Annotated in this window: 19 protein-coding genes; 9 read left to right on the top strand and 10 right to left on the bottom strand. The window is 54.5% G+C overall.

The genetic code is table 11. The features are described 5' to 3' along the window. Window positions 1-25: 25 nt before the first annotated feature. A complete protein-coding gene (locus ABD971_RS06135; RefSeq protein ID WP_339941231.1) occupies window positions 26-1,375 on the top strand; it encodes a DUF1552 domain-containing protein in 1,350 nt (449 codons plus the stop codon). A 199-nt stretch (window positions 1,376-1,574) separates the two neighbouring features. On the opposite strand, the gene ABD971_RS06130 is transcribed toward ABD971_RS06135, so the two are convergent. Next, window positions 1,575-2,345 carry a rhomboid family intramembrane serine protease gene (locus tag ABD971_RS06130; protein WP_345320396.1) on the bottom strand — a complete coding sequence of 257 codons (771 nt, stop codon included), beginning with the start codon at window positions 2,343-2,345 and terminating at the stop codon, window positions 1,575-1,577. A gap of 82 nt (window positions 2,346-2,427) precedes the next feature. Here ABD971_RS06130 and ABD971_RS06125 point away from each other — a divergent pair, with 82 nt between their 5' ends. Further along, entirely contained in the window at window positions 2,428-4,209 is a 1,782-nt protein-coding gene (locus ABD971_RS06125; protein ID WP_345320394.1) for an SMP-30/gluconolactonase/LRE family protein, read from the top strand. Window positions 4,210-4,533: 324 nt separating this feature from the next. Here the strand turns inward: ABD971_RS06125 and ABD971_RS06120 are convergent, their stop codons facing one another. Next, the gene (locus ABD971_RS06120; RefSeq protein ID WP_345320392.1) at window positions 4,534-5,241 is read right to left on the bottom strand and encodes a hypothetical protein; all 708 of its coding nucleotides are present in this window, start codon (window positions 5,239-5,241) and stop codon (window positions 4,534-4,536) included. A gap of 948 nt (window positions 5,242-6,189) precedes the next feature. On the opposite strand from ABD971_RS06120, the gene ABD971_RS06115 reads away from it, so the two are divergent. Together ABD971_RS06115 and ABD971_RS06110 are read left to right on the top strand one after the other, a co-directional pair. Then, on the top strand, window positions 6,190-6,672 hold the full coding sequence (locus ABD971_RS06115; protein WP_339945106.1) for a hypothetical protein: 483 nt from the start codon (window positions 6,190-6,192) through the stop codon (window positions 6,670-6,672). A 36-nt stretch (window positions 6,673-6,708) separates the two neighbouring features. Next, entirely contained in the window at window positions 6,709-7,155 is a 447-nt protein-coding gene (locus ABD971_RS06110; RefSeq protein WP_345320390.1) for a response regulator, read from the top strand. Window positions 7,156-7,375: 220 nt separating this feature from the next. On the opposite strand, the gene sdhB is transcribed toward ABD971_RS06110, so the two are convergent. From sdhB to ABD971_RS06095, 3 genes are all read right to left on the bottom strand, one after another. Further along, window positions 7,376-8,230, bottom strand: a complete 855-nt coding sequence (gene sdhB, locus ABD971_RS06105; RefSeq protein WP_345320388.1) for a succinate dehydrogenase iron-sulfur subunit — start codon at window positions 8,228-8,230, stop codon at window positions 7,376-7,378. Window positions 8,231-8,363: 133 nt separating this feature from the next. Continuing rightward, entirely contained in the window at window positions 8,364-10,328 is a 1,965-nt protein-coding gene (sdhA, locus tag ABD971_RS06100; protein WP_339945101.1) for a succinate dehydrogenase flavoprotein subunit, read from the bottom strand. Between the two features lie 101 nt (window positions 10,329-10,429). Next, window positions 10,430-11,320, bottom strand: coding sequence for a succinate dehydrogenase cytochrome b558 subunit (locus tag ABD971_RS06095; protein ID WP_345320386.1), 891 nt, complete (start codon window positions 11,318-11,320; stop codon window positions 10,430-10,432). A 374-nt stretch (window positions 11,321-11,694) separates the two neighbouring features. Between ABD971_RS06095 and ABD971_RS06090 the strand changes: the two genes are divergently transcribed. From ABD971_RS06090 to ABD971_RS06070, 5 genes are all read left to right on the top strand, one after another. Continuing rightward, window positions 11,695-13,275, top strand: a complete 1,581-nt coding sequence (locus ABD971_RS06090) for a GntP family permease (RefSeq protein ID WP_345320384.1) — start codon at window positions 11,695-11,697, stop codon at window positions 13,273-13,275. A 92-nt stretch (window positions 13,276-13,367) separates the two neighbouring features. After that, complete coding sequence (locus tag ABD971_RS06085; protein WP_345320382.1) at window positions 13,368-14,501, top strand: M24 family metallopeptidase; 1,134 nt, start codon at window positions 13,368-13,370, stop codon at window positions 14,499-14,501. A gap of 127 nt (window positions 14,502-14,628) precedes the next feature. Next, window positions 14,629-15,375 (top strand): hypothetical protein, encoded by a 747-nt coding sequence (locus ABD971_RS06080; protein WP_345320380.1) that lies wholly within the window; start codon window positions 14,629-14,631, stop codon window positions 15,373-15,375. A gap of 271 nt (window positions 15,376-15,646) precedes the next feature. After that, window positions 15,647-16,213, top strand: a complete 567-nt coding sequence (locus tag ABD971_RS06075) for a carboxymuconolactone decarboxylase family protein (protein ID WP_345320379.1) — start codon at window positions 15,647-15,649, stop codon at window positions 16,211-16,213. Between the two features lie 293 nt (window positions 16,214-16,506). Continuing rightward, window positions 16,507-17,331: a haloacid dehalogenase type II gene (locus ABD971_RS06070; protein WP_345320378.1), complete on the top strand. Its 825-nt coding sequence runs from the start codon at window positions 16,507-16,509 to the stop codon at window positions 17,329-17,331. 423 nt (window positions 17,332-17,754) lie between these two features. Here ABD971_RS06070 and ABD971_RS06065 read toward each other — a convergent pair whose 3' ends face one another. The 5 genes from ABD971_RS06065 to ABD971_RS06045 all read right to left on the bottom strand — a co-directional run bounded on the left by ABD971_RS06065 (window position 17,755) and on the right by ABD971_RS06045 (window position 22,996). Next, the gene (locus ABD971_RS06065) at window positions 17,755-17,991 is read right to left on the bottom strand and encodes a hypothetical protein (protein ID WP_345320377.1); all 237 of its coding nucleotides are present in this window, start codon (window positions 17,989-17,991) and stop codon (window positions 17,755-17,757) included. Window positions 17,992-18,038: 47 nt separating this feature from the next. After that, entirely contained in the window at window positions 18,039-19,298 is a 1,260-nt protein-coding gene (locus ABD971_RS06060; RefSeq protein WP_345320375.1) for an NAD(P)/FAD-dependent oxidoreductase, read from the bottom strand. Continuing rightward, window positions 19,295-20,269, bottom strand: coding sequence for a proline racemase family protein (locus tag ABD971_RS06055; protein WP_345320374.1), 975 nt, complete (start codon window positions 20,267-20,269; stop codon window positions 19,295-19,297). Before ABD971_RS06055 ends, ABD971_RS06060 begins: the two co-directional genes overlap by 4 nt. Then, window positions 20,266-21,225 (bottom strand): dihydrodipicolinate synthase family protein, encoded by a 960-nt coding sequence (locus ABD971_RS06050; RefSeq protein WP_345320570.1) that lies wholly within the window; start codon window positions 21,223-21,225, stop codon window positions 20,266-20,268. Before ABD971_RS06050 ends, ABD971_RS06055 begins: the two co-directional genes overlap by 4 nt. A gap of 184 nt (window positions 21,226-21,409) precedes the next feature. Next, on the bottom strand, window positions 21,410-22,996 hold the full coding sequence (locus ABD971_RS06045; RefSeq protein ID WP_345320373.1) for an aldehyde dehydrogenase (NADP(+)): 1,587 nt from the start codon (window positions 22,994-22,996) through the stop codon (window positions 21,410-21,412). Window positions 22,997-23,116: the final 120 nt, after the last annotated feature.

The raw sequence follows: 23,116 nt of genomic DNA, 5'->3' as shown, positions 1-23,116 counted from the left end.
CCTTTTTAAAAAGAAGCGATCCAAAATGTTGAATTCACTTTCGCGACGAACGCTGTTACGCGGTGTGGGAGCCTCGCTGGCATTGCCGTTATTGGATTCGATGTCGTCGACACGCTTGTTGGCGGCGACGTCCAATCCTGCGGATGTCCCGCTAAGGATGGGATTCTTTTACGTTCCCAACGGCATGCACATGCCCGATTGGAAACCGATCGAAGGGGGCGACAAGTACACGATGACGCCAACGCTGGAGCGATTGGCCGAGCATCGATCCAAATTCAATGTATTGAGCGGTTTAACGCTTGACGGAGCCCGTGCCCATGGCGACGGCGGCGGCGATCATGCTCGTAGTGTCGCCGCGTTTCTAACCGGGGCGCATCCAAAGAAGACTAACGGCGCGGATATCCAAAACGGGGTCTCGGTCGATCAAGTGGCGGCGGAACAGATTGGCAGCCAATCGCGATTCGGTTCGCTCGAACTTGGGCTCGAAGCGAGCGCTCAGGCAGGAAATTGCGACAGCGGCTATAGCTGCGCCTACGCATCGAACATGTCGTGGCGTGGACCCACCAATCCGATGGCCAAAGAAGTCGATCCCGGCGCACTTTTCGATCGCTTGTTCGCCGGACAAACTTCAAAAGAAACGCGGCGAGCCAAGAGTGTTCGTGAGAAGTACCGCAAAAGTGTGCTCGATTTTGTGCTCGAGGATGCCAAGCAACTGCACAAGACACTGCCTGAAATCGATCGGCGAAAATTGGACGAATACTTGTATGCCGTCCGCGATGTCGAAAAACGATTGGCTGGTGCGGAACGGCTGAGTATCTCGGAGGACGGTGTTCCTGATTACCCTCGACCCAGCGGTGTGCCACAAGAATTGAAAGAGCATTCCGAGTTGATGATGGATATGATCACGCTGGCGATTCAAACCGATAGCTCGCGAATCATTTCATTCATGTTTACCAATGCCGGCAGCAATCGAAGCTATCCCGACATCGACGTCAAAGAGGGGCATCATGAATTGTCGCATCATGGCAAAAGCGAGCACAAGCAAGCTCAGATCGCAAAGATCAATCGATACCACATTGATCGATTTGGCTATTTGTTGAAGCGGCTCAGTTCGATCAGCGAAGGGGATGGAACGTTGCTGGATCATTGCATGTTGGTTTACGGCAGCGGTATCAGCGACGGGGATCGCCACAATCACGATGACCTGCCGATTCTGTTGGCCGGCAACGGCAATGGACGAATCAAAACGGGGCAGCATATTCGCTATGAGAACCACACGCCGCTGTGCAATTTGTATCTCTGGATGCTCAAAGAGATGGGCGTCAAGGCAGACAAGTTTGGCGACAGCAACGGCGTGCTAAAGAATCTCGGCTAACACGTTGGTTATCGCAACTGAAATCGAATCAATCCGAGGTCGCGGAACTCGTCAAGAGTTTCGGGGAGCATACACCATGGAACGAAAGTCTTGACGACTTCCGCTACGCGAAATTAGCACAATCCCTAAAAGAAAAAATGCTGCACAGCGTTGGCCAAAATGGCTAATCTACCGAAAGACACCTGCCTGACTGCTTGAATCAAAACCGTCGTTCTGTCACCGCCTCGTGTCCGAGCGGCGTGCGTCCGATGATGATTGCTGCGAGTGCTCCGGCGGCAAAGCCGCCGATGTGAGCCCACCATGCCACTCCGGTTGCAGCGCCACCGGCCACTGCCGTGATGCCGCTGTACGTTTGCAAGGCAAACCAAATCCCCAAGAACAATGGTGCTGGCAGAATGATCACTTGGATGATCACGATCAGCGGTATCAACGTCTGGACCTTCGCGTGCGGATACAGCCACGCGTAAGCTCCCATCACACCCGCGATCGCACCGCTTGCGCCAATCGTCGGCATTGGACTCGATGGATCGGTGAAATAGTGTGATAGCGAAGCGGCGATCCCGGTCCCTAAATACATCAACGCGTAACCGAAATGCCCCAAACGATCTTCGACGTTGTCGCCAAAGATATACAGAAACCACATGTTGCCAATGAAGTGCATCCATCCGCCATGCAAGAACATGCAAGTGATCAACGTCATCCACGCCGGGATCGGTGACGGAGCAAGTTTGCGAGTAATCGTGCGGACTTCGATTCCACGCTGGGTTTGGACCCCGACGCGTTCGCTGATTTCGGGATCTGGGTTCACGCCAGACAATCTTGCTGGCACCATGCCAAAGCGTTCTGCGATTCGATCGCCACGCTGCTGCGATGCCAATTGAGCAAGAAACGCGGCGGCACACAACGCGATGATCAAGTAATTGATCACAGGAATCGTGCGGCTCGGTATGCTGTCGCGTAGTGGTATCATCGCGTTTGATTATCATGTGCTTTGAAACAAAGACAACCCTCCCTCCTTTCCCTTTCTAGAACAACCTACCAAGGAATTGCACATGCGAAAAACGATTGTCGCTCTCCGTCTGACACGTTTGTTGGGAATCCTCTCGCTGGTTCTCGTCACGGCTGCCGTCACCCTGCACGCCGAAGAATCTTACCCTCTGCATCCTGATTCACAAACACAGAGCGGCGTTCCCGAAGGCCGGGTGGAATCGTTTCACTTCGCCAACAGCAGCGTGTTCCCGGGAACCGAGCGAGACTATTTCGTCTATGTTCCGGCGCAATACGATGCGGCCAAGCCTGCGGCGTTGATGGTGTTCCAAGACGGAGGTGGTTACATCAACCGAAAAGGCAATTGGCGTGTGCCCGTTGTCTTTGACAACTTGATTCACAAAGGAGAAATGCCGGTCACGATTGCCGTTATGGTCAATCCCGGTGTCGTGCCGGGCGGCGACGGTGCACAGTCGCGGTTCAATCGCAGCTATGAATACGACAGCGTCAGCGATCGCTACGCCACGTTTTTGATCGACGAGTTGTTACCGGTCGTCAAACAAAAATACAACATCACGGACGATCCGAATCTGCGTGGGATCGGTGGCAGCAGCAGCGGCGCGATCGCAGCGTTTGGCGTTGCCTGGCACCGGCCTGACCAATTCCGTCGTGTCTTCAGCACGGTTGGAACCTACGTGGGACTTCGAGGCGGTAACGAGTATCCAACGTTGGTACGCAAGACCGAGCCCAAGCCGCTTCGCGTTTTTCTGCAGGACGGTCGCAACGATCTCGACATTTACGCCGGCAGTTGGTGGAACGCTAACCAGACGATGCTCTCGGCGCTGCAGTGGGCGGGATATCAAGTCAAAAACGAGTGGGGCGACGGAGGCCACAACGGTAAGCATGGCGGAGCCATCATGCCCGATGCGATGCGTTGGCTTTGGCAAGACGCTGACAAACCGATCGAAGTGACGATTGATGAACATCCCGAATTAAAAGATCGTTTGATTCCTGGCGAGACATGGGAACTGGTAAGCGAAGGGCATCGCTATACCGAAGGGCCCGCCGTTGCGCCCGATGGAAGCGTCTTTTTTATTGACGGCCCTGCGGCAGAAATTTGGAAAGTGAATGCCGATGGCAAGGGAGCGTCCAAGCTCGTCGACGGCGTTAGCGGAGTCAGCGGCTTGATGTTCGATGCAAAAGGCAACTTGTACGCCGCGAGAAACAAAGAGCGAAAGATCTCGCGTATCACGCCTGAGGGTACGCAGACCGTGATCGCGACGGATGTCGGGTGCAACGATCTCGTCGTGCTCGAAGATGGAATTTATTTCACCGATCCGCTGAAGCCCGCCGTGTGGTATCTGCCGCATGGAGGCGAGCCCACCGTGGTGGCTAGTGGCGATGCGGGCTCGTTTCCTGGTAAACCCAACGGCATTGCTGTCACGCCTGACAAGCGTTTCTTGGTCGTCGTCGATGCCACGGGCCGTTACGTGTGGTCGTACCGGATTGAGCAGTCCGGCAAACTGTCGTTTGGACAACCGTACTATTACGTCCATCAACCGCAAGACGAACTGAATACCGGGGCGGATGGCGTCACGATGGCCAAAGATGGTTCGCTGCTGGTCGCAACCTCGCTCGGTGTGCAAGTGTTTGATCAACCGGGACGTGTGCACGTGATCATCGATCGGCCAAGCTCGCAGGGACGTTTGTCAAATTGCGTGTTCGGCGGACCTGACGGGATGACGTTGTACGTGACCTGTGGAACCCGAGTGTTTCGTCGCAACACGCGGATCGAAGGATTCGCACCGTGGCAGGAATCAGTGGTTCCTGCGAAGCCGCATTTGTAGAGAGAAGTCGCGGCAAAAAAAAACGCGAGCTGGCATTGCGTCATGCGCCGCCAGCTTCGCGATTTACTATTCGACGTTCTGGTCGGTTGGTGATCCTTCGCCAACCGATCGTGCGTCTGTTGCGCTGAATAACGATGAAGCCGCTAGCGACTTCGATTCAACGCAACTAAACAGTAAAAAAATGGGAGCGACATCCATGTGCATGAGTTGTGGGCGACTCATTTCGCGATCGATCCATCAGTGGAAGCTCCCAATTGCTTGTCGTTAGGGTCCTTCTTAACGATTTGCGATACCCTGAATCATTCGGGGTACGTGGTTATCTAATTAAGTGGTAATCAAATCAACGCTCGGTCCATCGCTTCGTTTGATTGTTCTAGGCAACATTCCTAGAGATGAGTTTTCGTCGATAAGGGGGATCCGAGTGACAAGTATACTTAGGTCATTCTGGCTTTGCATCAAGAGCTCTCGGACAATTTGTTTAAGAAAAGTCATGTGCAAGCAACTCTTCATCGTCGTGCTGATCAGTGATGGAAAGTCAACGTTCAGATCGTGCGTGAATGTGGCGACGTTCGCTTCCCATGTCAACAACAATCCGGAAAGAGTTTTCCAAAGCAGTCGCGAATCACGACGAAAGTTCCGCAAAATACACACGTTGCTCACATAAACTTTTTTTTGAATTGTATGCTCTACAGAGTTTGCTTGGTGAGTACGACCGAGTGCAGCCAAAACGAAACTCTCTGCGTTCTCGCGCATGCCCCTGTTGCACGGCTGCTTTGATAATAAAGGTTCACAATCATCTTCGCTAACAACGGGAAAGCTAGCAGCGCGAGGAGGTTTGTTTTTGGCAATCATGCTTGTGTTTATTCGGTCATTGAGTTCGTGTGCTGTTGATCTGTGCTGTTGATCTGGGCTGTTGATCTGGGCTGTTGATGAATGTGTGATGCAGTGATGGACAAACAGTGATGATAACGGTCTCGGATGCTTGCGTGGGGTGAGACCGAGTTGAATGTCACCGAGTTGAATGTTGCTCATCATAGCGTCCCTCAGGATGCTGTGGCTGCTCGTCGTCTTTTTATGAGTGCCTGTTAATCAGTAATGCAAACACAAGCATGAAAACGCTGGCGACAAACGCATCGCGTTGTTCCCCATCTCATTCGAATCAGTTCCGACTGCGCTGACTCAGCGAGGAAGTTGTTGAGTCAGCGAGTGAGCAGATGCGTACTTGCAACGGACGAGGTTGTTAGCATGATCGGCTTGTTAGCGACTTCGCAATCGCAACGATCATTCGCGAGTGTTACCGTTCGCTTTTTGTAACAAAGATGAGACGCGATCGTGGTGCGGATAGCCGCAAACTGAGTTTCTTTTTTCATGCGTTTGCATCATGAGTGAGCGAGGGGTTGCTACTGGGGAAGATGCGATGTTGCGACGGCCTGTAATTCAATTTGATTTGTCATCAGGCCTTAGGAGGCCGCAAGTTATCGATCTTGCTCAATAAAAAAGACCTTTAAAAAAGGGGACGGGACGGGAGAACGACGCAGGTTGAGATTGGGCATTTAGCAACCGTATTTTTCAAGGGCAATGCAGCGGAGCATGATGGCACGACCGCCGCTGGCGCGAATCGCGGGTGTCGTCCCATCGCCGGTTAGGCGTAGCATGTGGCCACTAACGACTCGATACAGCTGCTTGGGTGGCGGGGATAGGGTGTCCCCCGAAGGGGCTGTTTATTGCTTTCGTGGGAGGGGGTGTTTTTGTTTTGGCCCGGCGAAATACTGGGTTTTCTGCTTCGGGGATGCAATTGCGGCGTGCTGAGGTGATAACGGCCTTCGCGAGCAGAATCTTGCGAAATGCTTGACCCTGCTTCTCACGAGCGGTTAAAATTTAATGAGCGGTAAAGCGGGAACACGTATCTTCTGCTCCGTGTTTGACCTGCACCTATTCTCACCCTGTGCCGTAGCGTTTCACATTCACGGAGGCAATTCCATGGCTACAGTCGTATCGACGGTACGTGCAGCGAAAAAGACGCTGGTGGTTAATTCCGCTTTTCTTCAAGAGATTAAAGAGAGCCATCCTGAATTTTGGCATACCCTTCACAATGTACGACAGGTCTGTGAAGACATGGATGAGCCGTCACATGTGACGCGAAATTTAGTGCGGCTGTTGAATGATCTTCGGGATCAAATGTCGCTGCAGTTTGCTCTCGAAGAAGCGTATGGGTATATCGAAGTCGCACCCGAGTTCAGTTCGTCTAAAGTGAATGCTGCTGAAAAAGCCATGGCTCAGCATTGTTCCTTGTATTTGCAATTAAGCGAACTGATCGAGAAAGCCGAAGAGCTTCAGTATCGAGGTGCTAATGCAGCTTGTGTCCAAGAGTTGGTGGATCAAACTCAGGCATTTGACGAAAAGTTGCGAGAGCACGAGCAAGCCGAGAATGGATTGATCGAGGGTTCGCTCAACGCAGGTTGATCACATTTAGACGATTCAAATAGGGGAGCTTCCCATATGCATTCAGGCTCACGTTTCAAGCCGATGGAGATTTTGTTGGTCGAGGATGGCCTGATGGATGCACGCGTTACGATCCATTCACTTCGCCGTAGTCAAGTTCATCATCGTTTGACGTTGGTGCGTAGTGTCAGCGAAGCGATCAAGTTTTTGCGTCAAGAAGGTGTCTTTGCGCGGGCACCAAAGCCCGATTTGCTTTTGCTCGATCTGAACTTGCCGGATGGTTCCGGTATCGATGTGATCGAGTTGTTGCAAAACAGCGATGTGAACACCGAAGCATTGACGACGGTGGTTTTAACCGCCAACGAAGATGAGTGCATTCGCGAACGTTGCAACGCCCTTGGCGTTCACGATTACATTCGTAAACCGGTCCACGAAGACGAATTCATGCGCGTGGTGCGTGACCACAAACGTTTGATGGTCCACTCGACGCCTGTACTGGCGTAACGCTCCGCAAATCACACGCTCTTGCCGTCGCATTCGCACATCGAATGCGATGACGCATCATCCTGTTTGGCTATTGGAAGCTAGGCGACTAGCCATGAGAAACGCGTGGGTATCGCTGTTGACTTAGTCAGCCGCGAAGCGTGAGCGGCCGGGGCCCACACAGCACCCGGTACCTTGCGGCACTCGGCTCACGATCGACCAACCGACATCAACGCATGGTTTATTTCTCGAACCACTTGCGGATCGCATACAACGTAGTCGCGCGGCCCGTTCTTGCGATTGATGTCGTCAACGGAATTTCTTTCGGGCATACCGCAACACAGTTCTGCGCGTTGCCGCAAACCTGAATTCCGCCTGGGCCGGTGAGTGCTTCGAGGCGGTCGTCGGCAAGCGTTTTTCCGGTGGGGTGGTTGTTGAACAACATCGCTTGCGAGATCGCATGGGGACCGACAAAGCTTTCGTCGAACTCCGCATCCTTACGCGCTTGGTAGGCTTCGTCCGATTCGCCCACACGCCGCTCCAGTTCCACCTTCAAGAATTGAGGGCAGGCTTCTAAGCAGCATCCGCAGCTCATGCATTGGCTGAGCGGATAGTTTCGCTCTTGGTCTTCACGCGATACTCGCTCACCGCGTCCCATGTCGTAATAGCTGTCGACGGGCACCCAAGCCTTGACTCGCGACAGATTGTGGAACAGGCGTTCGCGGTCGACTTGCAGGTCACGCACGACGGGGAACTTGCTCATCGGTTCAAGCACAAGTTCGTCGCTGTTTTCTGCCAGCAGTCGATCGACCAACGCGCTACAGCTTTGTCGAACACGGCCGTTGATGACCATCGTGCAAGCGCCACAAACCTCTTCGAGACATCCGCAGTCCCAAGCAACCGGATTGACTTTTTTGCCGTCCGACGTCTTGGCTTGGGCCGCGATCCGTTGCAGCACGCTGATCACGTTCAATTCGGGTTCGTACTTGATCTTGTGAAGTTCCCAGTACGGTTCTTTACCCGGAGCGTCTTGTCGACGAACGCGAACGTTGATGAACTCGGGACGTTTCTTCAAATTGGGTTCGAGGGCATTCATCCGTCGATCCTAACAATGGCAAAAATGGTGAATTTGAATTTCAGTGAGACAATAATATTCTAGCGTCGGAATCAAGTCAGTTCGGTTCGTCGTGACACCCGGGGCTGACTCGGTTTCCCGTTCGATTGAGCCGCTATTGAGCCAGTGCGGCTTTGGCCCGCTCGTTCCAAACTTTTTCAATCTCTTCGGCACCGACAAGACCGTACAAACGAGGCCGTGGTGGAATCAACGAGGTATCGACATCTTCGTAAACGATGTCGGGCATCTTTGTGTTAGCATTCCAGGACGCCACCGTCGACTTCAGATATTTTTGATTGTTCTTTTCGAACTCATCACACCAAGCCTCGGCTTGTTGACGTCGCTCGACGGGATCATCGGATGTCAGTGATGGTTTTTGGAAGTCGGGCTTGAAGTGAGCCCCTCGGCACTCGTCGCGTTGCAGCGCACCTTTGAGGATCGTTTTCGCCAGGGGGAACATGTCCTGAAGCGCTTTGGCAAAGATCACGTTTTGGTTGGTCCAACTGCCCGTGTCCGAAAGATTCACTCGCATCGCACGCTCGTGCAGTTCTTGAATCTTTTCGATCGCGTCGGCGAGTTGATCGTTGCGGCGAACGACGGTTGCCACGCGTGTCATCAGATCCCCCAATTCTTGGTGAATCAGGTACGGGTTCTCGTCGCTGCCGGGATTGCCGTTCAGCAGATCTTGATGTCGTTTGGTCTGTGCCTGGACCGCTGCGTCGATCACCGCCGCGGGCACGTCGTTACTGCCACTGGATTGGCTATTGGCGTAGTTCAGAATCGAAGGGCCGGTGAACAAGCCGGTGAAGATGCACGACAGCAGCGAGTTGGCGCCGAGTCGGTTGGCACCGTGATAGTGATAGTCGCACTCACCAATCGCGTACAAACCGGGGATGTTGGTCATGTGGTTCTGCGGAGCACCCGGTTCAAGGCCACCGTTGTCGCTCTTGACGTAATCGGCCCACAATCCACCCATGCTGTAATGGACCGCAGGGAAGATCCGCATCGGTTCGTCACGAGGGTCAACGCCTTGGAATTTTTCGTAAATCTCGAGAATACCACCGAGTTTACGGTCGAGTTCTGAGCGTTCGATGTGAGTCAGGTCAAGGTAGACGCACATCTTGTCGGGATCGACGCTCAAGCCATCGTTGACACAGATGTCAAAAATTTCGCGAGTGGCGATGTCGCGGGGAACGAGGTTGCCGTACTCGGGATAACGTTCTTCTAAGAAGTAGTAGCGTTCGTTTTCTGGAATCTGTTTGGGTTCACGCGGGTCTTGCGGCTTTCGTGGAACCCACACGCGTCCGCCTTCGCCCCGCGCCGATTCGCTCATCAATCGCAGTTTGTCACTACCGGGAATCGCAGTCGGGTGAACTTGGATGAACTCGCCGTTGGCGTATTTTGCACCCGCTTGGAAGCAGCGGCTCGCAGCACTGCCGGTGCAGAAAACGCTCATCGTGCTGCGTCCGTAAACGAGTCCGCAGCCACCGGTCGCAACGACCACGGCATCGGCTGGGAATGCCTTGATTTCCATCGAAACCATGTCTTGAGCGACCACACCGCGGCAGCGTCCGTCGTCGTCTTTGATCGGCGCCAAGAAATCCCAGAATTCATACTTTCTGACCATGCCTTCGTTTTCGGCGCGACGCACTTGTTCATCCAGTGCGTATAGCAGTTGTTGGCCGGTCGTTGCACCTGCGAACGCGGTACGTTTGTAGAGCGTGCCACCGAAGCGTCGGCGATCGATAAAGCCTTCGCCGGTGCGATTAAATGGAACACCAAGACGGTCCATCAAGTCAATGACTTTGGGAGCCCAATACGCCATCTCTTTGACTGGCGGTTGGTGATTCAAAAAGTCACCTCCGTACACGGTGTCGTCCAAGTGTTTCCACTCGTCATCACCAAGTTGCCGCGTCGCATCGTTACAGCTGTTGATGCCACCTTGGGCACACACGCTGTGCGAGCGTTTCACCGGAGTCAGGCTGAGCAAGTCAACCTTCACCCCCAACTCCGTTAGCTTCATGGTGGCTGCGAGTCCGGCAAGTCCACCACCAATTACGACAACACGATGCTCAGACATAATTCAAATCAAACAATTTTGTGGAAGTAGCTTATAGGTCTTGTGACGCAAACTTGGATGGGGAACTTCAAGTTGGGTCATCGAGAGGGTTGGGTTGATTACTAAAGTGGATTCGAGTCGTTCGAATCCGCCTTTTGGGCGTTCGCACGCGGCGATTGAGCATCGGGGGCAACCGAAGCTTCCGCAGCCGGTTCTTCGTAGCGTTTCTCGGGCATATCCGAGATGACGCCGGACTCGAGGTTCGCATCGTACATACGGTTTTCGATTTCCCGGTATTGGGCGGCTTCTTCGGGGCCCGGTGCCACAGCGGCCCACCAAGCACTCAAAGCAATAACCGAAAGAACAGCACCAAACACCACCGAAACTTTTGAAGCTCGCTTCTGAGCCGCCGGTGTGATCCACAATCCCCAGGTGATTCCCGCTGTCCACAGTCCGTTTGCGAGGTGATAGACACAGCACATCATGCCAACAAGATAAAACGCGGGCCACACAAATCCGCCCCACTGGTTCATCGATTCGACCAGCGTGCTGGCGGCGTTGTATGGTTTAAACGCAGCAAATTGCAGCGGACGGATGACTTCCAAGTACGGCCCAAAGTGGAACCATCCATGCAAATGCAAAATATGAAAGAACAGATAAACCAGGGCAACGATCCCGGTATATCGCTGCCACGCATACCGCCGATTGCTCGCGAAACGGTAATGGCTGGTGTTCAATTTCGCATTCTTCGCGATCCAGACGCCTAGGATGCCGTGGAACAGTAATGGAATAAAGATTCCGCCCCATTCGATTAACGGAAGCGCCTTGCCAGCACTGTGGATCATATAGACCGCACGCTGAAACGTTTCAGGGCTGTTCATCAGGCTGGCGTTGGTCGTCAGGTGGATGACCATATAAAGCCCAAGAGGCACGATTCCAATCAAGGAATGGAATCGGCGAATCGCGAACTCGTGCCGAAGAAAGAATGATGGGTTGGTAGTCAAGTTAGCCACGTCGGTCGTCTTGCTTTGCATGTGAAAGAGGTTAGGCCGCAACAAGTGCGAAATGACGGATTATCGCAGCATTCCGTCTCTGCTTGACAAATTATCTTAGCCGCTTCGCAATAACCTGCCACGCAATGGTAGGATGGGCACGCTTGCTCGTCCATTAAGGGTGAGCAAATGGGCTCACACTACTGCTAACTCATTTCCAGTCGGTTTGCTAGAGAGCTTCCGCGGAGAGAAGCAAGCAAGCGACATCGGCACGCGGTTGCATGTCAGGTGTTCTGCGGCGTTTTGTACTAGAAGTCCAGCACGCACGTCAATTTAAGGCGATACGGCACCGTCGCCAAGGACAGCATCATCCCAGGAAGTCAATATTGGACACAATGCCACACATGTTCGGTCAATTATTAATACATTTCTGCACCACGATCGCAAACATCGCTCCTCAAGAGCTTGTCACATCCGAGTCGCTTGCTGCTTCCGTCACAGACATCTCCCTTCTACACGCAGGGATTGATGTTTGGTGGGTGGTCGCCATCTCGGTCGTGGTCGTCTTGGTTGCGATCCTGGTATTTCGCCTTCACGCTTTCTTGACATTGTTGTTAGCAGGTTTACTGGTTGCCAGTTTGTCGAGCCATGCAAATCTTGATCGCTATGCCCAGTCGCAACTTGCCAGCGGTAAGATGACCGCAAAAGCAGCTGCTTCATTTACATCTCAATCGCCACAATCTCGCTTGGCGACCGCGTTTGGCGAGACGGCGGGAAAGATCGGCATTTTAATCGCGTTGGCCAGCATCATTGGGCAATGTCTGCTTGAATCGGGCGCCGCATCGCGGATCGTCGATTCGATTTTAAGCATGACAGGCGAGCGGCGGGCGGCCGAAGCGATTGCCGCCAGCTCATTCGTGATCGGGATTCCAGTCTATTTTGATACCGTCTTTTATTTAATGGTTCCGCTGGCACGCTCGCTCCGCCGTAAACTCGGTAAAGACTATGTCTTGTTTCTGATGGCGATCATGGCGGGCGGTTCGATTGCCCATTCGTTGGTGCCACCCACGCCGGGACCCCTGCAGGTTGCCGAGATTATCGGTGTGGACGTCGGCACGATGATGATCGCCGGGCTTGCCATCGGAGGTTGCAGCAGTGTGTTCTCGTTGATCTCTGCCCGAATCATCAACCATCTTGTCGAAGTGCCGCTGCGACCGATCAGCGAGGGCGAGTCCGAAGGATCCGAAAATTCCGAAGCGGAAATCGCAAACGTCGATCGCGAATCGCGACGGCCGTCGTTGATGGCGTCGGTGTTGCCGATCCTTGTCCCGGTCGCGATGATCGGCATCGGATCGGTGGGAATCTATTTCAGCGACGCGGGAATGATCGAGTCTGTCGGGCTCGCTCGTTTGCTGGAATTCGTCGGTGATAAAAATATTGCCATCGCAGTGGGGGCGGCATTTGCCATGTCGCTAATTCGTTATTGCCCGGCGGACCAACGCAAATCGCTCGTCAATCGTTCGTTGAGTTCGGCTGGAAATATTATTTTGATTACCGCTGCTGGAGGTGCCTTCGGAGCGATGCTGTATCAGGCGGGTATCGCGCAGGCGGTCAGCGAGTTGGCCGGTGACGTGCCTGGATTGTTGCTGTTGCCGCTCGCGTTTCTCGTCACTGCATCGATTCGTACGCTGCAAGGGTCGGCGACGATTGCGATGATTACGGCAGCGGGTGTATTGCAAGGGTTTGCCAGCTCCGATTCACTTCCGTTTCATCCGGTCTATCTCGCGATGGCGATCGGTGCCGGAAGCAAGCCCATTTCGTGGATGACCGACAGCGGGTTTTGGGTGATCACCCGGATGAGCGGGATGACCGAATCCGAAGGGCTTCGCGTGATCGCGCCGATGTCGACAGCGATGGGGATCTCGGCATTGTTTTTTACAATCCTGTTTGCCTATTGCTTCCCCGGCATTAGCTAGAAGTGAGATGAATTGTTAACCTAGAGGCTTGCTCCCCAGCCTCATCTAAGTTTCCTGTTCCTGCTTCTCGTTCCATTAACGTTTCTTTGATTATGAATGCTTCTGTTCTTGCCGGCTTTCCCAATAAAAATCCGTCGCTGTACCGGCGGCTTCATGTGCCATTGGGTGACCCCGCCGCCTGGATTGATTTGGGGGGGCACACGATTGCCCTGGTCCGCGATCTTGAAATGGATCGAGTCCGCAAGCACAGTGGTGCTGATCACGTGACCTGTCCCCCCGAGCACGAGCCCCCGCTTGGCTTAAGTGCGGACCGCGAAACCGCGACGGCGCAAGCACTGGTTCAAGTGCTGCGTTCCAAACGTGTTGAACGGGTCAAAGCCGATCGTTCGTTGCCATTTATCTTTGCTTGGCATTTGCAACAAGCTGAAATTGAATTGCAGTACGATGAAGACCTGGGAGTCCTCGATCGGCGCGTCAAATCGGACCAAGAAATCGAGTACCTTCGCAAAGCCCAATCCGTCACCGAAGAGGTGATGCGGATGATGTGTGAGCGAATTGCCAATGCGAGCGTCAATGCGCAGGGGCAACTCTGTCACGACAGCGAAGTGCTGACCAGCGAATCGATTCGAAGCCTGGCAGCGATTGAATTCATGAAGCGTGGCTTCAGCATGTCGCACGGTGCGATTGTGGCGTCGGCGCCTGAGGTTGCTGATTGTCATCATAGCGGCACTGGGCCACTGTTGACCGAGCAGCCGATTATCGTCGACCTGTATCCCCGTGACGAAACAACCTATTACAACGGGGATTGCACGCGGACGGTGGTCAACGGGCAAGTGTCTGAAACCGTCGCGGCAATGCACAATGCGGTTGTCCTCGCCAGAGTTGAATCCGCGAAATTGTTGGTCGCTGGTAATTTGGCAAGCGACGTCAATCAAGCGGCCGAAGACGTGTTGAAACAGCACGGCTACAAGCTTTCACGCGGCAAGATCACCGACGAGGCGAGTATTCAGCATGGCTTGGGCCACGGTATCGGACTGGATGTCCATGAGCCCATTCTGCTTGATCACGGCGGAGGCGAATTGCTCGAAGGCGAAGTGTTTACGATCGAACCAGGTCTATACGGTCGCAAAGTCGGCGGAGTCCGAGTGGAGGACATGTTGGTTGTCACCGAGGGCCAACCTGAATGCCTGAATCAGCTGCCCTACGGACTCGATTGGAAGACCTGAGTGCAAGCCGCATTGAGCATGCGGGGCATGGTGCAGTAAAAAATTTGACCTAGCGAGTTCGGGTGGGTATCCTTTGCACCACGCGGCAGGGGACGCCTGTTTGCGGTTCGCTCTCAGGTGAAATGTTATGTCGCAATTTGCATGTCCTGCGTGTCGTCGTGTTTTGAAATCCAAGCCTGAATTGGCAGGGAAAAAAGTCAAATGCACCTGTGGCCAGCAATTTCGCGTCCCCGGCGGCAATGGCCGTAGTGCATCCGCCGGTTCGGGGGCCGCTGCCGTTGGCGGCACGTCGTCCGTCAATGGAAAAGTGACGCTTTCATGTGCGTGCGGAAAACGCCTCGCGGCTCCGCTGTCAGCGCGTGGCAAGTCGGTCCGTTGTCCTTGCGGGCACGTCAGCAAAGTGCCACTTGCGGACGTCCAAGCCGCAGCGGTTATGCACGCCGCCCCTGTGGCGGCGGCCGCTCCACCGCCGGCGGCTGTCGTGAATGATTGGCTGGAGGATCTGCCCGTCGCTGCGGCTGCGGCCTATCCCTCTGCCGCTGGCATGGTGAGGCAGGCTCAGCCACACCCGTACGCGAATCCCGCAGTGCAGCATGGGGGCCATTCGCAGCAGGCTCCGGCTCACGCGACCGCCAGCACGCATCTGGCGGATGCTCAGCGTCAGCTCGCCAAGGAACGTCGAAATGGAGACAGCGTTGACCGCGGGGGCAGCTCATTTTTCAGTAGCGGCACGATGGGCGGGCTGTTCATGATGGTTGCCGCCTTAATCTGGTTTTTCGGCGGGCTGGCCGCAGGGGTGATCTTCTTCTACCCACCTATCCTGTTTGTGCTGGGATTTGTCGCGTTGGTCAAAGGTGCCATGGGCGATGATTGAATCGCCCTGAGTAACGATTAAATAAAAGACGCGACAGAGCCAATCACACGGAGGGGAACTCGCTGCCGCGGTTGTCTACCTGTTCGCTTGAAAAAAATAGTCTTGACCGGTCGGTACAGACCCGTATAGTAGATGGATCACACGAGCTGAATTCGGCGGCACGGGGAGCCGAGAATCCAGACGACCCGAGAATCCAGACGGTCCGTTTGGTTTCTCTCTTTTTTTACTCTAGTTTTGACCGACCGGTCAAATTGTTCAGGAGATTGAAACGATGACTGACTTTGCCGTTCACACGATCGAAACCGCTGGCGACAGCAAGCCTTTGTTGGAAGAGAGCAAGAAGGCGTACGGCTTTGTGCCGAACCTGCATGCGGTGATGGCCGAATCGCCGGCGCTGCTGGAAGCATACCGAACGGTCGCCGAGATTTTTGACAACAAAACGGATCTGAGCCCAACCGAGCGCCAGATCATTGCCATGACCAACAACCGTCTGAACGGCTGCACTTACTGCATGGCCGCACACACGTCGATCATGCAGGGATTGAACGTTGACGAGGATGTGATCACGTCGCTTCGTGAAGGCACTCCGATTGCCGATCCGAAGCTCGAAGCGCTGCGGGTGTATGCCGAGAAGGTCAACCTTAGTCGTGGCTGGCCTGACGAAAGCGACATCGAGGCGCTGCTGGCTGCTGGCTACACCAAGCAAACGGTATTCGACGTGATCGTGGGAACTGCCTTCAAGGTTCTGTCGAACTACACCAATCACGTCGCGCAGACGCCGCTTGACAAAGCGTTCGCCAAAAACCAGTGGAGTGCCGACGCGCAACCCGCCAACTGAATGTGGGGTGGCATCACGAAAATCGACGAGTGTTTTGGGCACGGCTGAAAGCGACCGTGCTGACGTCTGATTCGATCGAATCAGCCTTGGCCCAATCGGTAGCGAACTTGTTCGGGAGAGTTAATTTTTCTCGAAAATGTCGAGCGTGGGTGTCGGATGCAAGACGGCTTTCCGCATTGAATCAGAACAATTCGGACCACGTCCCATCGCGGTGGCCCACGTCTTTCGTTCGAGGAAGGCCGATTTTGGCACGAGGGGTCGACAACTCACACTTACTCGCACGAAAGAACGGCATGAACTTTAAATTTGTATTACTTGCTCTTGCTTTATTGGCTTTGGAATTTACTGGTAACGGCTCGTCTGCGCATTTTGCCCTTGCCGACGAAGGCGTAGAGCATCAAGCTGAATCAGGATCAGTCGTGTCTCGGCCCAAGGTCATTATTTTTGATGTGAATGAAACGCTGCTCGATCTTGCTCCGCTGAAAACATCCGTTGGAAAAGCACTCGGCGGCCGCGAAGATCTTTTGCCGCTGTGGTTCTCGACGATGCTTCATTATTCATTGGTCGAGACGTTGAGTGGCGAGTATCACAGTTTTGGTGAAATCGGCACCGCCGCACTGATGATGGTTGCAAAAACACAAGGGATTGACCTTGAGTATGATCAGGCTAAAGCGGCGATCGTGACACCGCTTCGGTCACTGCCGCCACACTCGGATGTTGTCGCAGGGTTGCAGACGCTCAAGAGCGAGGGCTACCAAATCGTCAGCCTGACGAATTCGTCCAACGTCGGCGTTGAAACTCAATTTAAAAACGCAGGCTTGACTGAATTCTTTGAAAAGCGATACAGCGTCGAAGCCATTAAGAAGTACAAGCCGCATCCCGACACCTATCGCATGGTGCTTGCCGATCTGGACGTCAAACCGGAAGACGTGTTGATGGTGGCCGCCCACGCCTGGGACTTGGCCGGCGCCAAAAACGTCGGTCTGCAAACCGCCTTCATCACTCGCCCTGGCAAGGCACTCTATCCGAACGTGGCAAAACCCGACTATGTCGTCAACGATCTGCAGGAGCTTGTCCATGTTCTGCGGCAAGCCGATCTATCTGCTAAGAATGAGTGACCGAGCAGGGGGCGTTCTACGCGAGTTTTCCTTCACTCGGCTCGGCTCAAACGCGTGTTGCTGCCTTGTTTGGCACGCGTCGTTTCCTTTGCGGCGGTAAGGGCATGGACCAACCGCAACGCCCTGGCGGCCGCGCGGTTTGCGAATTGGCATGGCAATTGCTTTATTGAGTTATCGTCACAACATCGAACCCAAAATTATGGTGCAGATGGAAGGAGGGTAAAGTCATGCCAGATGGAAAACGCAAACGCCGGCATAGCCAGAATCGTGCGAAACGAGCGTGGTACGCATACTACCGTGCCTTGCGATTTAATCATCGATTCGGCTTGGTAGCCTGAGTTTCGCGAACCTTTATGTCGTGACTTTACTAGGCTACCGTTTCAGTGGCACCTGCTGCGATGCTCAGCTCGGCAGCGAATGGTGTCAAAGTTCGCTCGATATTTTTTTGCGGGCTTGCTCAACGTAGCAGGTCTTGTTCGGTTTACCGCAACGCGTGGAAACATTTAGAAGCGGCAAATTACGCCATTTGAGTTTCGTGGCTACGCTCGCCAGAGCGTGGATGGTTGCCAGAGCGTGGATGGTTGCCAGAGCGTGGATGGTTGCCGCGGAAATGCGAATCACCACCTTGCTGTCGAAGATGGCTACGAGAAAATGCTTCACAACGTTGGGGTTACCGGCTTTGGCCCGGCGCTCCGCCCTGTCTGTTATCAAAAACGCGTTGGTGAGAATGGGGCCGCCTCGATGTGAGTCGGTTGGCCGGTAACCAGTTCGGCGATCAGTCGTCCGGTGCTTGGTGCCAAGCTCAGGCCCAACATGTTGTGGCCGGTCGCTAGAAACGTGTTGTCCAGATTCGGCGTAACGCCAATGATCGGCAGACTGTCCCACGTCATCGGTCGCCAACCGTACCATGTTTCTTTTGCTTCGCCATCGACCGATGCCACAAGGTAGGGGCGGGCTGAGTCGCGAAGTTGCTCGATGCGTTGGCTGCGGATTGAGGTGTCGTAGCCAGCGAATTCCATCATCGAACCAAGCCGAAGCCCGGTTTCGAAAGGCGAAACGCCCACTTTGTGTTCGGGAAACAGGATCGGATGCGTGGGCAAGTTTTCGACTCGGTTCATCGTCACCGAGTAACCTTTTCCAGGTTCGATTGGAATCGGGCAGTGCAGTTCATTCGACCAGCGTGTGCTCCAGGCCCCCATGGCGAACACATAATGATCCGCTTGCAGTTCCCCTTGCGTCGTCGAAAGATGCGAGATTCGTCCCGCGGTTTTGTGAACGTTCGTTAGTTCACAATGTTCAATAAATTGCACCCCGTTGCTGCGAACACGCTCGGCCCATTGTTGGTTCAATCGGTCCGGTCGAACCGACGTATCATTGGGGTAGTGAAACGCGCCGGCGAGTCCCGATTTTAATCCTGGTTCGAATTCGGCAAGCCGATCGCCTTCGATCCGATTCGCCGACACACCGAAGTGTTCGGTCAGCATCTTGTCGTTCTTGGCAAACGCGTCCATGCCACGCTGCGTCTGCAATACATACAGCAGCCCGTTCTCTTTCCACTCGCAAACCAACGATTCTTGTTGGACCAAATTTCGATACTCGTCCATCGACGCGTCGAGGATCGTCTGCAGGTGTTTGCCTGCAGTTAAAACTTGGCGGTGATTGCAGCGGCGGGCGAATTGCCACATCCAATTCCACATCGCTGGGCTGAGTCGCGGCTTCACCCGAAACGCGGCTTGTGGATTAAACAGTGATTTTAATGCAACAGCAAATGCGCCTGGTTCGGTCAACGGCGGTACGTGGCTCGGACAGATGTACCCACAGTTTCCATGCGAGCAGGCCGATGCAACGGTGCCGCGGTCAATCACGGTGACTTGCAATCCAGCCTTGTTTAGATAGTGGGCGCAGGCGATTCCAATGGTTCCAGCGCCGACCACGACGACCGATCCTCGGTGTGCACTGCGTATCATACAAGCCTTTCTTCGGATTCATTCGCGGTGGTGCATCGAATTCCACTGATAAATGGGTCGAGCGGTTGACGTATCAAGTTGCCTTCGCTGCAGATAAACGCATGCCCCACGATCGTCGGCACGATGTTGTGTTCGTCGATGCGGACGTAGTTGGCAGTAAATCGGCTGCCAATGATGCTTTCTTGGATCCATTGTTCGCCGGGTTGCAGTTTGCCATCGGCTGCCAAACAGGCAAGTTTGGCGCTGGTGCCGGTTCCACATGGCGAACGATCATATTGGCCGCCCGGGCAATACACAAAGTTGCGACTATCAGCATCGGCCGCGTGAGGCGGTCCAAAGAATTCGATGTGATCAATCTCGGCGCCATTGGCGCCCGTGATTCCATTGCGTCGCAGTGCATCTCGGACGCGGCCGGATGCATCCATCAGCGCGTCCACGTTGTCGAGAATCAAATCCACCGGGCTTTCGCCAATCAGGAAGAACCAATTGCCTCCCCAAGCCACGTCGCCGACGACCGTTCCAAGTCCGTCGACTTCAATTGGAACGCTGCGGTGAAGTCGGTAACTCGGTACGTTCTGGATCGACGCCTGGTTGGGATTGTGCAAATCGATTTCGATGATCCCCACGGGGGTTTCCAGGCGATTTTGTCCGAGGCCGATTTTGCCAAGGTAGTGAAGCGCCACCGCGACGCCGACCGCACCATGGCCGCACATTCCAAGATAGCCGGCGTTATTGAAAAAAATCACGCCTGCAGCGCACGTCGGATCGGTCGGTTCACACAACAGAGCGCCAACGACCGCGTCCCAGCCGCGTGGTTCTAGAATCACACATCGCCGGAAATCGTCCGCGAACTTGGCGAAGCGAGCGACTCGCTCGGGCAGCGGTCCGTCCCCAATGTCGGGACCGCCGTCGACGATGATCCGGGTCGGTTCGCCTTCGGTGTGAGCGTCGACAAATCCAATCTTGCTCAAGATTCTCTCCCGGACCAGTTGTCCCACCATGTGCGGAACAATTTCCATTGGTCTTCCAGAAACGCTCGTTGGGACGTCGACAACGCATCCGATGTGTTGAGTTGCAGCGCGTATTCGGGGCTGCCTTCCAAGACCATCAGATATTTGTAATGCAGCACCAAGTCGGGGCCGTCATCAAATTTCGCCAGCACGGCAAGCGCGTTATCGAGTTCTTCGGCAAGTCGCCGTGCTTCGACATCGCCCGCGGCGGCCTGTTGGCATAGTTCGACCAATCGCAGAATCGGTCCTGGCAAGGCGTTTCCGACGCCAGTGATTGCACCGGCTGCCCCGCAGCGAACGAACCCGTGGAAGACTTGAGTGTCCACACCGACCATCAGCGTCAGATCCGGATCGCCGCTGGTGATGTGTTCGGCGGCATAGCTGAGTGAGGCGGCGCCGCCAAATTCTTTGAAGCCAACCAGGTTTGAAAACTCAGCACGTAAATCGAAAAACAGATCGGCTTTGGTTTCGAATCCGTAGTACGGGCTGTTGTAGATGACCGAGGGGATTCCTTCGCCCGCCTTCAAGATGCCGGCAAAATGCGCCCGCTGGGCTGCAGGCGAGGTCCCGCGAGAAAGTACGCGAGGGATGACCATCAATCCAGCCGCGCCGACCTGCTTTGCGTGAGCGGCATGCTCTGCAGCAAGTTGTGGGTTCTGGGCACCCGTTCCGACGACGACCGGGACGCCGGCTTCGGCAAGCAGTCGGACACCTTCTTGACGCTGCGCATCGGTCAACAGCGGCCAATCGCCCATCGATCCACAGTAAACCACCCCACGCATTCCCAGATCGATCAGTTCACGGCCTTTGCGAACCAGTGCGTCAAAGTCAGGTTTGCGATCGGCATTACACGGGGTCATCAACGCGGGTATGCAACCACGAAAAATTGTTGAGCTATCAGGCACGCATCTCTCCAGTGAGGTTTTTTTGGGGGACGCCGCGAGGCGTTGAAATGGAATCAATAAGGAATCGTTGGTCGGCTAAGGCTGCCAGCTAGGCCGATGCCCTAGGATAGGAATGCCATCCCTATTTTCTTGGCGTATTTCGTCTGCCAAGATAACAATTTGCGCATAGTATGTTGATGCGTCAATCGAATCGATGTTACTGATCACGCGTGAAAACACCGTTGACCATTCGCATGATGCCACGCGGGTTGGCATCTTGTAATTCGGCTGGCAAGTAGTCGTTCGGGAAGTCTTGGAAGCAGAGCGGGCGTGTAAAACGCTTAATCGCCGCTGGCCCGATCGAAGTGAAATGAGCGTCACTGGTCGCAGGATAAGGTCCGCCGTGAACCATCGCGTGGCAAACTTCGATCCCCGTGGGGAAGCCGTTGAAGATCAGCCGGCCCACTTTTTGTTGAAGCGACCGAATCAGCGGTTGGTGCTCTGATAATTCGCTGTCACTGCCATGTAGTGTGGCGGTAAGCTGGCCCTCAAGTGCTTGTGCGACCTCGATCATTTGGTTCGCGTTCTCGTAGCGAACGATTGTTGAGCAAGGGCCAAATAGTTCTTCCAGCAGCGATCGCTCGCGCTGGAGCACTGCGAAGTCCGTCACCGCGATCGTGCAGCAGGCTTGCTCGCGAGGGCCTTTGGCTTGAGAAAGCAGTTGCACTCCGTCGGTGTCCTTGATTCGCGCCACTCCCTTTGTAAACGCGTCGTGAATTCCCGAGTGCAGCATTGTCCCTGGGGCTGCTGCGGCGGCATGCTGTGCGATGGATTGGACCAACTGATCGCCTTGGTCACCGCTGGGGATCAAGATCAATCCGGGGTTGGTGCAAAATTGTCCCACGCCCATCGTCAAGGATCCGATAAACGCTTGGGCAATTTGCTCGGCACGTTCTGCGATCGCACCCGGCAGTACAAATACGGGATTGATACTGCCCATTTCCGCATAAACGGGAATCGGATTGGGGCGGCGGTTTGCAGTGTCAAATAAAGCTCGGCCGCCTGCGATCGATCCCGTAAATGCCACCGCTGCGGTCGCCGGATGTTCTACGAGGGAGTGGCCTACCTGATGCGATTGTCCTTGCAGCAGAGAGAAAATCCCCGCCGGTAAACCCGTCGCTTTGACCGCATCACAAATGATTTTTCCAATCATTTCGCAGGTTCCCGGATGGGCCGGGTGCGCCTTGCAAACGACTGGACACCCCGCGGCCAAGGCTGTGGTGGTGTCGGTTCCCGCAACGGAAATGGCCAGCGGGAAGTTGCTGGCGCCGAATACAACGACGGGGCCGATGCTGATCAGCATGCTGCGGACGTCGGGCTTCGGAGCGGGGCTGCGGTCAGCGTCCCCGTGATCGATCTTGGCTTCGACCCACGAGCCCTCTCGAATCATTTCGGCAAACAGTCGGGTTTGGTTGACCGTTCTCGCCCGTTCTCCCTGCAAACGATTCATCGGAAGAGCGGTTTCCGCGTGACAGCGATCCAGCAAGTCTTGGCCAGCATCCATCAACCCATCGGCGATTGCTTCTAACAGTTTCGCGCGGGTTTCATAGGAAGTGTTTGAAAAGACGTCTGCCGACTCGCTCGCCAACGTCATCGCTCGATCGATTTCCTCGCTGCTCGCTTCGTGAAATGGCGGATCCAAGACCGCCTGAGTGGCAGGATCGGTTGCCACAAATGTATCCGCGTTGGTGGCAGACCCGTCTGCGCCAATCAGCTGTTTCCCTTGGATGTGTGCAATTGGCATAGTTGTTGACGTGGTGCTGGAGGACGATTGGGTTCAAATTGCTGCGGTAGTTATACTTCAAAATCGCTGGTTGTTTATTGCCAGTGTGTAAAGTACTGGCTAGAAAATGCGCATAGTTTC

It is taken from the genome of Novipirellula rosea (assembly GCF_039541335.1).
Lineage (GTDB): Bacteria > Planctomycetota > Planctomycetia > Pirellulales > Pirellulaceae > Novipirellula > Novipirellula rosea.
The sequence above is the reverse complement of the archived record's forward strand: the minus strand, read 5'-3'. Positions and strand labels throughout refer to the sequence as shown.